At 45.6% G+C, this 15,153-nt stretch carries 13 protein-coding genes; 10 read left to right on the top strand and 3 right to left on the bottom strand.

The window, feature by feature from the left end:
- Window positions 1-321 precede the first annotated feature (321 nt).
- The gene (locus tag BCT81_RS00840; protein WP_004741283.1) at window positions 322-957 is read left to right on the top strand and encodes a tetratricopeptide repeat protein; all 636 of its coding nucleotides are present in this window, start codon (window positions 322-324) and stop codon (window positions 955-957) included.
- A 128-nt stretch (window positions 958-1,085) separates the two neighbouring features.
- On the opposite strand, the gene BCT81_RS00835 is transcribed toward BCT81_RS00840, so the two are convergent.
- Window positions 1,086-2,495 (bottom strand): amidohydrolase, encoded by a 1,410-nt coding sequence (locus BCT81_RS00835; protein ID WP_102422994.1) that lies wholly within the window; start codon window positions 2,493-2,495, stop codon window positions 1,086-1,088.
- A gap of 249 nt (window positions 2,496-2,744) precedes the next feature.
- Here BCT81_RS00835 and rnr point away from each other — a divergent pair, with 249 nt between their 5' ends.
- The 5 genes from rnr to rplI all read left to right on the top strand — a co-directional run bounded on the left by rnr (window position 2,745) and on the right by rplI (window position 7,633).
- Entirely contained in the window at window positions 2,745-5,246 is a 2,502-nt protein-coding gene (gene rnr, locus BCT81_RS00830) for a ribonuclease R (protein ID WP_102422993.1), read from the top strand.
- Window positions 5,247-5,384: 138 nt separating this feature from the next.
- Window positions 5,385-6,125, top strand: coding sequence for a 23S rRNA (guanosine(2251)-2'-O)-methyltransferase RlmB (gene rlmB, locus BCT81_RS00825; RefSeq protein ID WP_004741280.1), 741 nt, complete (start codon window positions 5,385-5,387; stop codon window positions 6,123-6,125).
- Window positions 6,126-6,415: 290 nt separating this feature from the next.
- Window positions 6,416-6,805, top strand: a complete 390-nt coding sequence (gene rpsF / locus BCT81_RS00820; protein WP_004741278.1) for a 30S ribosomal protein S6 — start codon at window positions 6,416-6,418, stop codon at window positions 6,803-6,805.
- A gap of 109 nt (window positions 6,806-6,914) precedes the next feature.
- Window positions 6,915-7,142, top strand: a complete 228-nt coding sequence (gene rpsR, locus BCT81_RS00815; protein ID WP_000090472.1) for a 30S ribosomal protein S18 — start codon at window positions 6,915-6,917, stop codon at window positions 7,140-7,142.
- A 38-nt stretch (window positions 7,143-7,180) separates the two neighbouring features.
- Entirely contained in the window at window positions 7,181-7,633 is a 453-nt protein-coding gene (gene rplI, locus BCT81_RS00810) for a 50S ribosomal protein L9 (protein ID WP_102422992.1), read from the top strand.
- Window positions 7,634-7,797: 164 nt separating this feature from the next.
- Here the strand turns inward: rplI and BCT81_RS00805 are convergent, their stop codons facing one another.
- Entirely contained in the window at window positions 7,798-8,682 is an 885-nt protein-coding gene (locus tag BCT81_RS00805) for a DUF481 domain-containing protein (RefSeq protein WP_102422991.1), read from the bottom strand.
- A gap of 175 nt (window positions 8,683-8,857) precedes the next feature.
- Here BCT81_RS00805 and BCT81_RS00800 point away from each other — a divergent pair, with 175 nt between their 5' ends.
- Genes BCT81_RS00800 through BCT81_RS00790 form a run of 3 tightly spaced genes read left to right on the top strand, consistent with a single transcriptional unit; the run spans window position 8,858 to window position 12,570 of the window.
- Window positions 8,858-10,249, top strand: a complete 1,392-nt coding sequence (locus BCT81_RS00800) for a replicative DNA helicase (RefSeq protein WP_004741275.1) — start codon at window positions 8,858-8,860, stop codon at window positions 10,247-10,249.
- 6 nt (window positions 10,250-10,255) lie between these two features.
- Window positions 10,256-11,341, top strand: coding sequence for an alanine racemase (alr, locus tag BCT81_RS00795; protein WP_081090387.1), 1,086 nt, complete (start codon window positions 10,256-10,258; stop codon window positions 11,339-11,341).
- Between the two features lie 23 nt (window positions 11,342-11,364).
- On the top strand, window positions 11,365-12,570 hold the full coding sequence (locus BCT81_RS00790; RefSeq protein ID WP_102422998.1) for a BamA/TamA family outer membrane protein: 1,206 nt from the start codon (window positions 11,365-11,367) through the stop codon (window positions 12,568-12,570).
- A gap of 117 nt (window positions 12,571-12,687) precedes the next feature.
- On the opposite strand, the gene BCT81_RS00785 is transcribed toward BCT81_RS00790, so the two are convergent.
- Complete coding sequence (locus tag BCT81_RS00785; protein WP_102422990.1) at window positions 12,688-13,107, bottom strand: secondary thiamine-phosphate synthase enzyme YjbQ; 420 nt, start codon at window positions 13,105-13,107, stop codon at window positions 12,688-12,690.
- A 326-nt stretch (window positions 13,108-13,433) separates the two neighbouring features.
- Between BCT81_RS00785 and pgi the strand changes: the two genes are divergently transcribed.
- A complete protein-coding gene (pgi, locus tag BCT81_RS00780; RefSeq protein ID WP_102422989.1) occupies window positions 13,434-15,086 on the top strand; it encodes a glucose-6-phosphate isomerase in 1,653 nt (550 codons plus the stop codon).
- The last annotated feature ends 67 nt before the right edge of the window (window positions 15,087-15,153 follow it).

Below are 15,153 nucleotides of genomic sequence, written 5' to 3'. Positions count from 1 at the left end.
GTGATCAAAAATAGCGCCGGAAAAATGCTTGAGAACAAGGCAGAATTTTTCGATAAGTAGTTATTCTACAATCAAAAATTCTAACGAAGTTATCGAGTATTTTAACAAGCTAGAGTGAGCAGTTATTTACTACGATTGGTATATAGCTTTCTGTGATGATTTTTTGAACGCCATCTGGCAAAATATTGCCCATCAGCGGCAAGTTTTGTCTAAAGCGATACGCTGAGTTGCCGATACAGATATCATAGTGAGTGAAATGTAATTGAGTTTGGGTTGCCCAAAGGCTTGATGCGTTTTTAAAACCAATAATAGAGTGCAGGTATGAAGCTACGAATTGTGGCAGCTTCATTGATAATGGCGCTGAGCTCACCCTTGAGTCATGCAAATTTGGCTGATGTCGGGGAGCCTGTTCCAATATATACAGAAGCTGAACTGATTAATTTAATCGAGAATAATCAACACCTAGAGCGAGTGAAAGCTGATAAGTGCCAGTTAGTTGAAGATATCGTTGCTCGTGCAACGCGTATTAGCTTGCCTTCTTATGAGTTTTTATACGGCGATATGCTAGCGTGGGGTGTATGCGTTCCTCAAGATGTAGAGCTTGGCCTTTACTACATGGAAAACGCGGCACACCAAGGTTTACCTGCAGCACTAGAGCAATTGGGTCGTTATTATTCCCGTGGAACTTTGGTTCAACAAGACCAAGAGCGAGCGATCCCATACCTGCGTGAAGCGGCCTCTCTGGGGAACCTGAGTGCCAGTATTCATCTCGCAGAGCTGTTGTTACGTGACTATGGCAGCCCATTAGATTACGAAGATGCTTACCGCTGGTTATACAACTCAGTCACTGCAGACCAAAGACAACACAAGCGCATTACTGTATTGCGAAGTGGTCTGGAAAAGAGAATGCCAGACAATATTATCGCGCGAGCAAAACGACGCGACGTATTCTGGTAATACCGAGCTAGAAACCTGTAATGATTCCTGCACTCATTGTTACAGGTTACAAGATATAAAAAGCCCCGCCTAATCAAATTAGTGCGGGGCTTTTTACGTTTAGATAGTCATGTTATTCGATAGCGAACTTATTGAACGACTTCACCAGATTCGATAACGGTTTCACGAACTACCTTGGTAAAGTCGAGCGCTTCCTGACGAATCTTATCTTCATCTACCGTTAGCATGTCGCGATCTTGCATTATGATCTTGCCATCGACTATCGTGTGACGAACATTGCTAGAGTTAGCTGAATACACCAGTGCTGAATACGGGTTGTAAACAGGAACCATATTTGGAGCTTTAGTGTCGATCACTATGATGTCTGCGAGCTTACCTTCTTCAAGGGAGCCGATCTTATCTTCCATGTGTAGTGCTTTTGCTGCGCCCATTGTTGCCATGTCGATCACTTTGATCGGCGGCATTGCTGCACGATCTTTATTGACTAGCTTATGAACTTTTGCAACTTGGTTGAATTCATCAATGGTGCTCAGAGTGTTGCCAGACATTGGGCCATCAGTACCTAAACCAATACGTACATTCTCGTCATACATCTGTAGTGCCGGTGATACGCCTTTCGCCGACTTGATGTTTGCACTCATGTTATGAGCGACACCCATATCCGACTTTTTAACAAGCTCAATGTCATGGTCATCAACTAGGATCATGTGTGCGCCAACTAGGTTTTTGTTGAGTGCTCCAATGCTATCCATGTATTGAACCGGCGATAAGCCTTCTGAACGCTCTGCGATCTTCTCTACTTCACGGTGCGATTCTGCAAGGTGGATCATCACTGGAACATCGAGCTCTAGTGATAACTTAGAAATCTTCTGCAGGATCTCAGTGGTGTTGGTGTAAGGCGCATGTGGTGCAAATGCCGGAGTGATACGTGGGTGATCTTTGTATTCTTCAATGAAGTTCAGCGCGTACTTGATACCTTCTTCGGCGTTAGCAGCATCGGCAACCGGGAACTTAATAACGGTTTCACCAAGGATGGCACGCATACCAATCTTATCGACGGTTTTTGCAACTTCATCCTCGAAGTAGTACATGTCGGCGTAAGTTGTCACACCGCCTTTGACCATTTCAACGTTACCTAGGTTAGCACCAATGCGCACCATATCGCGTGATACTAACTTCTTCTCAAGTGGGAAGATGTAGCGGTGTAGTCGATCTGGCACATCATCAGCCAGTGAACGGAAAACCGTCATTGATACGTGGGTGTGAGTATTGATTAGACCTGGCATTACGATGTCGCCATCGACATCTAGCACTTGCTCAGCTTTGTATTGCTTCTCTAGTGAAGCATCGCCAACCGCAATGATTTTGTTGTCTTTGACGACAACCGTTCCGCTCTCATAAACCGTTTTGTCTTGGTTCATGGTTAGAACCATCGCATCGGTAATCATTAGGTCAGCTTTTTCCATCGCAGAACTTGCGAATGGGAATAGCGCAAGGCTCGCCATTGCTGAAGCCAATAAGGTGCGTTTTAATTTCATATCAATACTCAGAACAGGAGTTGGTAAAAGTGTCTGGATAATAGTGCATTTCATTCATGAGGCAAACGTTTGTTTTATCGTTTGCGCGAAATTCTTATGGTCGTTTGTGATGATGATGTGATGTTTCACAAAATGAAGATATGTATCAATCTGAGGTTATTTTCGGGTTTTCTAAAGCATATCTGTAGCTTACCTCTAGCATCGGATATACTAGGGGTATATACCTTCCTTGCTTAAGCAGGCCCGCCTATGTCAAAAAACACACCGATGTCAGAAAACACGACAGCTACCACTAATGTTGACCCTTTTGCCGATCGAGAGTCGAAAAATTACGACAATCCAGTACCAAGCCGAGAGTTCATTTTATCGTTTCTAACGGAAGCGAATATCCCAATGAACCGCAATGATCTATTCGAAGCGCTTGGCCTTGCTGGAGAGGAGCAATATGAAGGGCTACGTCGTCGTTTACGTGCTATGGAGCGTGATGGACAACTGGTCTTCACTCGTCGCCAATGCTACGCGCTACCTGAAAAGTTAGAGCTAGTGAAAGGTTACGTGATAGGTCACAAAGACGGTCATGGTTGGGTTCGCCCTGATGGTAGCAAAGGCAAGGATGACGATATTCTACTGCCACACCATCAGATGAAAACCATCATGCACGGTGACTACGTATTGGCTCAGCCAACGGACAACAGCAAGCGTGGCCGTCGTGAAGGTCGTTTAGTTCGCGTACTTGAAGAACGTACCACGCCAATTGTTGGCCGTTTCTTCTTAGAGTATGGCCACTCTTATGTGGTTGCTGATGACTCACGTATCAGTCATGACATCCTTATCCCAACCGAGCATAAAGGCGGAGCTCGAATGGGTAATGTGGTTGTGATTGAAATTACTGACCGTGGCGGTCGCTCTCGTAACATGATGGGTAAGGTAACTGAAGTGCTTGGTGAGAACATGGCTCCGGGCATGGAAACCAAGATTGCTATTCATACCCACCAGATCCCAAATGAGTGGCCTGAAGCTGTCGATAAGCAAATTGCTAACTTGGGTGAGCATGTCCCTGAAGAAGCGAAAGAAGGGCGTGTTGACCTGCGTAAATTGCCATTGGTAACTATCGATGGTGAAGATGCACGTGACTTCGATGATGCGGTTTATTGTGAAGCGAAGAAAGGTGGAGGTTGGCGCCTATGGGTAGCGATTGCTGATGTAAGCTACTATGTTCGCCCTGATACTGCGCTAGACAAAGAAGCGATCAACCGTGGTAACTCGGTATACTTCCCGTCACAAGTAGTCCCAATGCTGCCAGAAGTACTTTCTAACGGCCTATGTTCGTTGAACCCACAAGTAGACCGTTTATGTATGGTGTGTGAGATGACTATCTCAGACAAAGGCAAACTGTCGGGCTACAAGCACTACGAAGCAGTGATGAACTCTCATGCTCGTCTTACTTACAATAAAGTAGGCGCAATCCTAGATGGCAACGAAGAGCTTCGTGAGCGTTACGTACAAGAAGTGCCGCATCTCGAAGAGCTGCACAGAATGTACAAAGTACTGAAGCAGACTCGTGACGAGCGTGGCGCAATTGAGTTTGAAACGGTAGAGACTAAGTTCATCTTCAATGCGGATCGTAAGATTGACCGTATTGAACCCGTTGTTCGCAACGATGCACACAAAATCATCGAAGAGTGTATGATTCTAGCGAACATCGCGTCTGCATCTTTGGTGGAGAAAGCGAAAGAGCCATCGCTGTACCGTATTCACGAAACTCCAGGAGAAGAGCGCTTAGCAGGTTTTAAAGACTTCCTAAGTGAGCTTGGTTTATCGCTAGACGGCGGTTTGTCTCCGTCACCAACGGATTACGCAAAGCTAATGCAGCAAATTAACGAGCGTGAAGATCGCGAGTTAATTCAAACCATGCTGCTACGCTCGATGAAGCAAGCGGTATACAACGCTGATAACGTAGGTCACTTTGGTCTGGCGCTAAAACGCTACGCTCACTTTACTTCGCCGATCCGTCGTTACCCTGACTTGCTACTGCACCGTGCAATTAAGTACCTTATTGCGAAAGAAGAGGGGCGTAACAGCGAACGTTGGACACCAACCGGCGGTTACCACTACACTTTCGATGAAATGGACTTCTACGGCGAGCAGTGTTCAATGACTGAGCGTCGTGCCGATGACGCAACTCGTGAAGTGAACGATTGGCTGAAATGTGAATACATGCAAGACCACGTTGGTGAAGTGATGGACGGTGTGATTGCCAACGTTACCGGCTTTGGTTTCTTTGTTCGTCTAACGGAACTGCACATCGATGGTCTGGTACACATCTCGGCACTCGCGAACGATTACTACCAATTCGATGCGGTTGGTCAGCGCCTAGTGGGTGAAAGCTCTGGTAACATCTACCGCTTGGGTGACTCGGTTAAAGTGAAGGTTTCTGCGGTTAACCTAGAAACTCGCCAAATTGATTTTGATTTGGAAGACACAGCTCGTCAGCCTCGTGGCAAAGGTAAAACAGCCAAGAAGCGTGCTGCTGAAGCAATGAAAAAGGCGAAAAGTAAGAAACGCGCCGCAGTGAAGAGCAACAAACCAGGTGTCGCAGCTAAACCATTAGTTGAGCCAACTAAGCGACCTGACGGTAGTTCAGAAGCTTCTGAGAAAAAGAAAAAATCGCGTAATAAGACCGGTGCAGCAAAAGCTCGAGCGAAGAAAAAGCGCTCAGCAACTCGCAAGGCAAGGGCGGATAAGTCTTAGGACATTGCCAAGCGTTAACAACGAATGTAATGCGAGAGTATCGGGCGTGAAACGCATACTCTCGAAATAAACAACGCAGAGCTGAATGCATTGGAGTTAGTGCCGTTCATCTCTGAGCAATAAGAGTAATTTGAGACAATGAGTAACGAATTTATTTACGGTATTCACGCGGTGAAAGCCGTATTAGAAAAAGATCCAGCACGTTTCATTGAAGCGTATGTGCTGAAAGGTCGTCAAGACGAGCGCCTTTTGCCACTACTGAATCAGCTACAACAGTTTGGTGTATCCATTCAACAGATGGGCCGTAAGCCGCTGGATGACAAAGCACAAGGTGCAAACCACCAAGGCATTATCGCTAAGGTGAAGCCTGCTAAGCAGCTTAACGAAACTCACCTAGACGACATCCTAGCTCAACACGAGCAGCCATTGCTGTTGGTTCTCGATGGCGTAACAGACCCTCATAACCTAGGTGCTTGTCTGCGTAATGCGGATGCAGCTGGTGTTGCTGCTGTTATCGTGCCTAAAGACCGCTCTTCGCCGTTAACGGCAACGGTAAGTAAAGTAGCATGTGGTGCTGCTGAAACGGTTCCTCTAGTACGTGTAACCAACCTAGCTCGTACAATGCGTGCTCTGCAAGAACAAGGTGTATGGTTTGTCGGTACAGCAGGCGAAGCGACGCACGATATCTACCAAGCGAAGCTAACCGGTCCTCTAGCTGTAGTAATGGGTGCAGAAGGCGACGGTATGCGTCGTTTAACGCGTGAAACCTGTGATGACCTAATCAAGATCCCGATGGCAGGTAGTGTATCAAGCCTGAACGTGTCTGTGGCTTCTGGTATTTGTCTGTTTGAAGCGGTACGTCAGCGTCTAGCTCAGTAACCTTTAAAGGGATACCGGCTTAAGCGACTTAAGTCTATGAATTTATTCACGCTCACTACTTGCTGGTGAGCGTTTGTTTTTAGGCTGCTATGAAAGAACGAGTTGGTTTGTCAGATGGCTAGATGGCGAAAGAAAAACTGTTTCATTATTCGCCAAATACCACTTGCCAATACAGGGTTCTTTCTATAATATTTGCCGTCCTTAAAACTCGGTCATTTATCTTTAGTTCCTTGCTTCCTCTGGACGACCGAGCCATTCGTGGAAGCTAATAATCCGTAAGGAGCAACCAAATGCGTCATTACGAAATCGTATTCATGGTTCACCCTGATCAAAGCGAGCAAGTTGCTGGCATGATCGAGCGTTACACTGGTTCTATCACTGAAGCTGGCGGTACTATCCACCGTCTAGAAGACTGGGGTCGTCGTCAAATGGCTTACCCAATCAACAAGCTTCACAAAGCTCACTACGTTCTTATGAACGTTGAAGCTGGTCAAGAAGTGATTGACGAGCTAGAAACTGCTTTCCGTTTCAACGATGCAGTTCTACGTAACATGATCATGCGCACTAAAGGCGCTGTGACTGAGCAATCTATTATGCTTAAGCAAAAAGAAGAGCGTGCAGAGCGTGCTCCTCGTCGCGAAGAGCGTACAGAAGCTAAACCAGAAGCAGCTGCTGAGTAATTCTTTTTTGGCTTAATGCCTTAAAAAATTCTCAACTTGTTTTAAGTCTTTCACCACTTCCTAAGTTTTGAAAGGCTGCATTATTAAATTTAAGATCAGGAGATAGCCCATGGCTCGTTTCTTCCGTCGTCGTAAATTCTGCCGTTTCACTGCAGAAGGCGTACAAGAGATTGACTACAAAGACGTAGCAACTCTTAAAAACTACATCACTGAAGCTGGTAAAATCGTTCCTAGCCGTATCACTGGTACAAGCGCTAAGTACCAGCGTCAACTAGCTCGCGCTATCAAGCGTTCTCGTTACCTAGCTCTACTACCGTACACTGACAAGCATCAGTAATCGGTAATAGTTAATAATAGTTTAAGAGGACTAAGATAATGCAAGTTATTCTACTTGATAAGATCGGTAACCTAGGTGGCCTTGGCGACCAAGTAAACGTTAAATCTGGTTACGCTCGTAACTTCCTTATCCCACAGGGTAAAGCAGTTATGGCAACTAAAGACAACGTTGCTATGTTCGAAACTCGTCGTGCTGAACTAGAAGCTAAAGTTGCTGAGCAACTAGCTGCTGCTGAAGCTCGTGCAGAGAAAGTTAACGCTCTAGAAGGCGTTTCTATCGCTTCTAAAGCTGGTGACGAAGGTAAACTATTCGGTTCTATCGGTACTCGTGACATCGCTGACGCTATCACAGCGGCAGGTGTTGCAGTAGCTAAGAGCGAAGTACGCCTACCTGAAGGCGCTCTACGTAACATCGGCGAATTCGAAGTAAGCATCCAACTTCACTCTGAAGTTTTTGCTACTGCGAAAATCGCTATCGTTGCAGCTGAGTAATTTCAGTACCAAGACGAATTCTTTCTTTATGAAAGTTTTAAACACCAGCTTCGGCTGGTGTTTTTTTATGTCTGGAATATAGGAAAGGGTAAGGGAGGGTTACAGTAGGTAAAAAGCCTACTATGATCCAAAAGCTCTAAGGGCTGAACAAACAGCCATGGAAATTAGAATTGGAACAACAGGTTTATGGAGAGAACTGAGTCTTCTTTATCTAGCCCCTCGGGTACCTTGTCGTGGTACTGGCGAGAGTGTGCAATCTTCAGCGCGATATTGTCAGTAATATCGTTGATAGCTTCTAACTCAGTATCGAACTTCAAGTTACTGTGACCAGACACCAATGTTACATCGGCTTTTAGCTGCAAATTCTTCAACACCTGCCAAGACGTATTCACGTTGCCACGGAAAATTGCTTCTTCAACGATCTCTGGGAATATGATGTCATCATCGTCGATCTCATCGAGGTTTGGTTCTTGGTAACGGAAACCCGGGCCCACTTCGACTTCCAATACAAACTCTTCGGTATTCGAAAACTGGTAACCCAGACCACTCGAAACGGTGTAGTCCTTAAAGTAAGCACTGTAGCGTGAATCGACGCCTTTAAAACTGCCGTAGAGATAGGTTTTAGGACTTAACTTGTAGTCACTCTGAGCCGTGTAAGTCGATTGCCTTTTATCTTCTTCACCATCTTTATAGAGGTTGTAGTATTTCCATTCGCCACTGGTTCTGTGGCGGCCAGCTGTGTACTCACCGTTTAGGCGTGCGTTTAGAGAGCGTGAATCAGAATTACCAGTATGCGACTGGTATCCAAATTCGACTTCAGTTTTTAGTGGGCTTGGCAGTTCAGTGTCACTCGTATCACTTGGTGCGATATCCATATCTTTTTCTTCTGGTGCTGGTGCAACGACGATCGGCTCAGCAGTAGGTTTTGGTACTACTATCGAGTCGAGGATTGCATCAACATCGGTTTTAGCATCATCAGCTAAAGCCATCGGAGTGCTCAAGAGACCAGTGCATAGAATACCAGTGCTCAGAGCCAATAGTTTGGACACGCATACCTCAGTTATACAGTGAATGAATGGCGAGATCGTAATGCTACCCTTGGTTAATTCCGTCAGCAATAAGTAAATTCTTCCTGAAGAATAAAACAAACTCATAGGATCGGATTACAAATGAGTGTTCTTGGGTATAATGAACGATCATTATTAGTTATTGAGTGTAGTCATAGTGGATACCAAAAGTCAGAAATCAGCCAAAGATCAGGTGGACGCCATCAAGGTCCCGCCACATTCATTAGAAGCTGAGCAATCTGTTATTGGCGGTTTGTTATTAGATAACGAACGCTGGGATACGGTTGCTGAAAAGGTTGTGGCCAAAGACTTTTATAGTCGTCCTCACCGTCTGATCTTTGAAGCGGTAAAAGATATCCTTGAAGAAAGCTCTCCTCTGGATCTTATTACACTCTCTGAACACTTAGAGCTGCGTGAGCAACTTGAAGAAGTGGGTGGCTTTGCCTACCTTGCTGACCTAGCTAAGAACACGCCAAGTGCGGCTAACATTAACGCTTATGCGGATATCGTAGCTCAGCGTGCATTAGTTCGTAGCCTGATCGGTGTGGCGAATGAGATCGCTGATTCTGGTTACGATCCACAAGGTCGTACATCAGAAGACCTGCTCGACCTTGCTGAAAGTAAAGTATTCGCGATTGCGGAAGGTCGTGCAAGTGAAAACGAAGGCCCTCAAAACGTAGACAGCATTCTTGAGAAGACGCTAGAGCGTATCGAAATCCTGTATAAAACTCCACAAGATGGTGTGACAGGTGTCGATACTGGCTTTAATGACCTCAACAAGAAAACTGCTGGTCTACAAGGTTCTGATTTAATCATTGTGGCGGCACGTCCATCGATGGGTAAAACCACATTTGCGATGAACTTGTGTGAAAATGCGGCGATGAAACAAGACAAGCCAGTGCTTATCTTCTCTCTAGAGATGCCAGGCGAACAGCTGATGATGCGTATGCTTGCATCCCTGTCTCGAGTGGACCAAACCAAAATTCGTACCGGTCAACTGGATGACGAAGACTGGGCTCGTATCTCTTCGACCATGGGTATCCTCATGGACAAAAAGAACATGTACATTGATGACAGCTCTGGCCTAACGCCAACCGAAGTACGTTCTCGTGCGCGTCGTATTGCTCGTGAACATGACGGTCTGTCAATGATCATGATCGACTACCTTCAACTGATGCGTGTACCTTCACTGTCTGATAACCGTACCCTTGAGATCGCCGAGATTTCACGTTCCCTTAAAGCGCTAGCAAAAGAGTTGAACGTTCCAGTTGTGGCACTTTCTCAGCTTAACCGTTCCCTAGAGCAACGTGCCGATAAGCGCCCTGTTAACTCGGACTTGCGTGAATCGGGCTCGATTGAGCAAGATGCCGACTTAATCATGTTCATCTACCGTGACGAAGTGTATAACCCAGACAGCTCACTGAAGGGGATCGCTGAAATCATTATCGGTAAGCAACGTAACGGCCCGATCGGTTCGGTTCGTCTGACATTCCAAGGGCAACACTCCCGTTTCGATAACTATGCAGGTCCTGCATTTGATGACGAGTAATCGCTAATGACGTATATGAAAGCGGCGACCGCGAGCATTGATTTAAATGCGCTTGAGCACAACCTGAACCAAATTAAGTCGAAAGCCCCGCAGTGCAAAGTGATGTCTGTTGTCAAAGCCAATGGCTATGGTCACGGCTTACTGCACATTGCTAAGCACTCAAAAAGCTCAGATGCATTCGGTGTGGCTCGTATTGAGGAAGCACTGCAGCTGCGTGCTGGTGGTATTGTTAAACCTATTTTGTTGCTCGAAGGCTTTTATTCTTCGGGTGATTTGCCGATCCTTGTCACCAATAACATTCAAACGGTGGTGCATTGCGAAGAGCAATTAAGCGCGCTAGAGAATGCTGACCTAGAAACACCGGTTGTGGTGTGGCTAAAAGTCGATAGTGGCATGCACCGCTTGGGTGTTCGACCAGAGCAATACCAAGATTTCGTTGAGCGTCTGCATCAATGTGCGAATGTGGCTAAGCCTCTTCGTTACATGAGCCACTTTGGTTGTGCTGATGAGCTGGATAGAACCACTACGGTAGAGCAGACCGAACTGTTTTTGTCTCTTACTGATGGTTGTGAAGGGGAACGCTCACTGGCCGCTTCTGCTGGTTTGTTGGCTTGGCCTGATAGCCACCTTGATTGGGTTCGCCCTGGAATTATCTCTTACGGTGTATCGCCGTTTGTTGATAAATCAGCACAAGAGCTTGGCTTTATGCCTGTGATGACTCTTACCTCGCACCTGATTGCCGTTCGTGATGTTAAAGCGGGTGAAAGCGTGGGTTATGGTGGTAACTGGACTAGTGAGCGTGACACTAAAGTGGGTGTTATCGCGATTGGTTACGGTGATGGCTACCCTCGAACTGCCCCTAACGGTACACCTGTGTTTGTAAATGGTCGAAAAGTGCCTATTGCAGGCCGAGTTTCTATGGATATGTTAACGGTCGACCTTGGGCCGGATGCTCAAGATAAAGTCGGTGATGAAGCGACACTTTGGGGGAAAGAGTTACCTTCTGAAGAAGTCGCAGAACATATCGGCACGATCGCTTACGAGCTGGTTACTAAGCTTACCTCGCGTGTAGCGATGGAATATGTGAAGTAGCTATGGATTCAGTACAGTAAATGATGTTCAAGCGAACCACTCGACACCTAGTGATGTCAGCAATGGCATTACTCGGTGTTAGCTTTTCTTCTTCAGCTCTGAGTGAAGAAAAAGACTCAGCCTTTGTCCCTTTCTACTTCAGCACTGAAACCATGGGTAATACCTTTGGGGTTGCTGGTGTCGCAAAGGGTGTTTGGCAACCTCAAGCAGCTCTGTTTGGTATGGCGTTGTATTCAGATAAAGACAGCTATGTCGGTTTCCTATCTGCCTTTAATTTTGCACTGTCTGAGAACATATTGTTCAGCACTCAGATGTACCAAGCTCGTTTTAACAAAAACCCGTATTACATTGGCTCTCAAGGCGATAACGATTCATCGATTGATGACAAAACCATTGCTGATGGCTTAGAAGAAAACTATCAGTTTGAGTTTAAGTACCTGTTGCCGTGGGGCAATGTTGCTGAACATGGTTTGTTGGGTGCGTTTCAACCTATCAAAGATGTAAGCTTTGCTTCACCGGTTGAGTCGGGTGTCAGCTCGATTATTTTTACACCTTTTTATACTTCTCGAGAGTTAGAAGGCTTAAATAATAATGAAGAGGCGACGGGCTTTAGTTTAGCGTTTGATTGGGATAATCGTGATAGCACACGTAATCCAACCAAAGGTTCTCATACTAACCTTGAGTTCACTACTGGTGCTGAAAGTTGGTCTAACGACGATTTATGGCTGAAGTGGACATTTCAAAACAGCCAGTATTTTGCTTTAGGTCCGTTAGGGGACTTATTCGATCAACAAGTCGTGGCATTTGATTTCTATACGGCTGATACGCCCACTTGGGATAACTGCTCAGGTCAAGACTGCGCTCGTCCACCAGAAACGGAGCAAGCTCGATTGGGTGGTTTGTATCGCTTACGAGGCTACACCGGAGGTCGCTATCATGGACGCTCGGCGGTGCATTACTCTGCAGAATACCGTGTACTTCCAGATTGGCAGCCACTGGGTGATATCCCACTGATTAACTACTACGATTTGCCTTGGTGGCAATGGGTGGCCTTTGCTGAAGTTGGGCGCGTTGCTGATGAGTATGACATCAAAACACTGCATACCGACATGAAATGGAGCTTAGGCGGCGCGGTTCGTTTCCAAGTGGAAGGTATTGTGGTTCGTGCGGAATTAGCGCGAGGCGTTGATGAAGGGACCTTTCGGGTTATGATAAACCAGCCTTTCTAAAGCATTTGGCCCACAGTAGGCCAAGCGCTGTATTTATAAGAGTGGTCGTGGAAATACACCACTCTTTTTTATTAAGAAGGCATTGTTTTTATTATGAAGATCTTGCTTTTAAGCAGTCTACTCTCCCTGAATCGTAGCAACTACAGTACGGCTACCACCATAGTCTCGGTGCTCTCCTAAGTAAATGCCCTGCCATGTTCCTAAAGCTAAACGACCATTGGTGATAGGGATTGTCACACTGTTGCCAAGTGTCGATGCTTTAATGTGAGCTGGCATATCATCATCACCTTCATAAGTATGCTTGTAATAGGGCGCTCGTTCGGGCACAAACTTGTTGAAGTGTGACTCCATATCACTACGGACGGTCGGATCGGCGTTTTCATTGAGCGTTAAGCTGGCAGAAGTATGCTGAATAAATAGATGTAATAAACCAACAGATAGGGAGCTAATCTCATGTATCTGTTGTTCAATTTCATCAGTAATGAGATGAAATCCACGCTTTTGTGCGTTTAGGTGTATAGTCTTCTGAATCCACATACGCCATCCTTTATAATGTATTTGGAAAAAAAGTGGTTTGAGGCTATCTTTTGAACTTGAATTTATCAGGTCTCGCTCACATTTAATTATGTTAGAGCCAGAGTCTGTACCGATTCCTGTCTCAGGAAATCTAATCCTGATTTATCTCAAGGTACAGCTCTTCATATACGGCATAATACGTCGTGAAAAAAAATTACAAAGAATCTTTCAGTGGTGACGCGGTTTGGTCATCACAGAAAAATATAAACTTTCGCCTAATCGGGGGTTCTATTCATCACCTAGGTGACGTTTAGAATAAAACCTACAGTAACATCGGGATAGATACCATGTTGAAAAATATCAACCCAACGCAAACACAAGCGTGGAAAGCTCTAACAGCTCATTTTGAGTCTGCTCAAGATATGGATATGAAAGAGCTGTTTGCTCAAGATGCAAAACGTTTCGAGAGCTTTTCTACTCGTTTCGGTTCAGACATCTTAGTCGATTACTCTAAGAACCTAATCGACGCAGAAACGATGCAGCACCTATTTGCTCTTGCAAACGAGACTGAAGTTAAGTCTGCAATTGAAGCGATGTTTAGCGGTGATGCGATCAACAAGACTGAAGGCCGTTCAGTGCTTCACACTGCACTACGTAACCGTAGCGACAAGCCAGTAATGGTTGACGGCAAAGACGTAATGCCAGCAGTTAACGCTGTACTAGCAAAAATGGAACTGTTCACACACCGCATCGTTTCTGGTGAGTGGAAAGGTTACACAGGTAAAGAGATTACTGATGTTGTAAACATTGGTATCGGCGGTTCGGATCTTGGTCCATACATGGTGACTGAAGCACTAACGCCATACAAAACTCGCCTAAACATGCACTTCGTTTCTAATGTAGATGGTACGCACATCGTTGAGACACTTAAGTCTCTGAACCCAGAAACAACGCTATTCCTAGTAGCATCAAAAACATTCACGACTCAAGAAACAATGACGAACGCACACTCTGCACGTGATTGGTTCCTAGCAGAAGCAGGTGATGAAGCGCACGTAGCTAAGCACTTCGCTGCACTATCGACGAACGCAACTGCAGTCGCTGAGTTTGGTATCGATACTGACAACATGTTCGAATTCTGGGACTGGGTTGGTGGTCGTTACTCACTATGGTCTGCGATCGGTCTTTCTATTTCTCTTTCTGTTGGCTTCGATAACTTCGTTGAGCTACTAGAAGGTGCTCACGAGATGGATAACCACTTTGCTTCAACTGAGTTTGAAAGCAACATCCCAGTAATCCTTGCGCTAATCGGTATTTGGTACAACAACTTCCACGGCGCTGAGTCGGAAGCTATTCTACCTTACGACCAGTACATGCACCGTTTTGCTGCTTACTTCCAGCAAGGCAACATGGAATCAAACGGTAAGTTTGTAGATCGTGAAGGTAACCCAGTAGAGTACCAAACAGGTCCTATCATCTGGGGTGAACCAGGTACAAACGGCCAGCACGCTTTCTACCAACTGATTCACCAAGGCACTAAGCTGATCCCATCAGACTTTATTGCTCCTGCAATCAGCCACAACCCAGCATCTGATCACCACCAGAAGCTAATGTCTAACTTCTTTGCTCAAACTGAAGCACTAGCATTCGGTAAGACAAAAGAAACTGTGGAAGCAGAATTCCTGGCGGCTGGTAAAACTGCAGAAGAAGTAGCTGAACTAGTACCTTTCAAAGTGTTTGAAGGTAACCGCCCAACGAACTCTATTCTTGTTAAGCAAATTACACCTCGCTCTCTAGGTAACCTAATCGCGATGTACGAGCACAAGATCTTCGTTCAAGGTGTTATCTGGAACATCTTCAGCTTCGACCAGTGGGGTGTAGAACTTGGTAAGCAACTGGCGAACCAAATTCTACCTGAGCTTGCTGATGACGCAGAAGTGACATCTCACGATAGCTCAACGAACGGTCTAATCAACGCATTCAAAGCGCTTAAAGCTTAATTGAGTTGATAGCATAAAAGTAAACGCCAACCTTAGGGTTGGCGTTTTTGTATCTGTAGAGTAAGCA

This window comes from Vibrio sp. 10N.261.52.A1, assembly GCF_002876325.1.
In the GTDB taxonomy this organism is placed as follows: domain Bacteria; phylum Pseudomonadota; class Gammaproteobacteria; order Enterobacterales; family Vibrionaceae; genus Vibrio; species Vibrio chagasii.
This window is presented reverse-complemented; position numbering and strand designations above follow the sequence as displayed.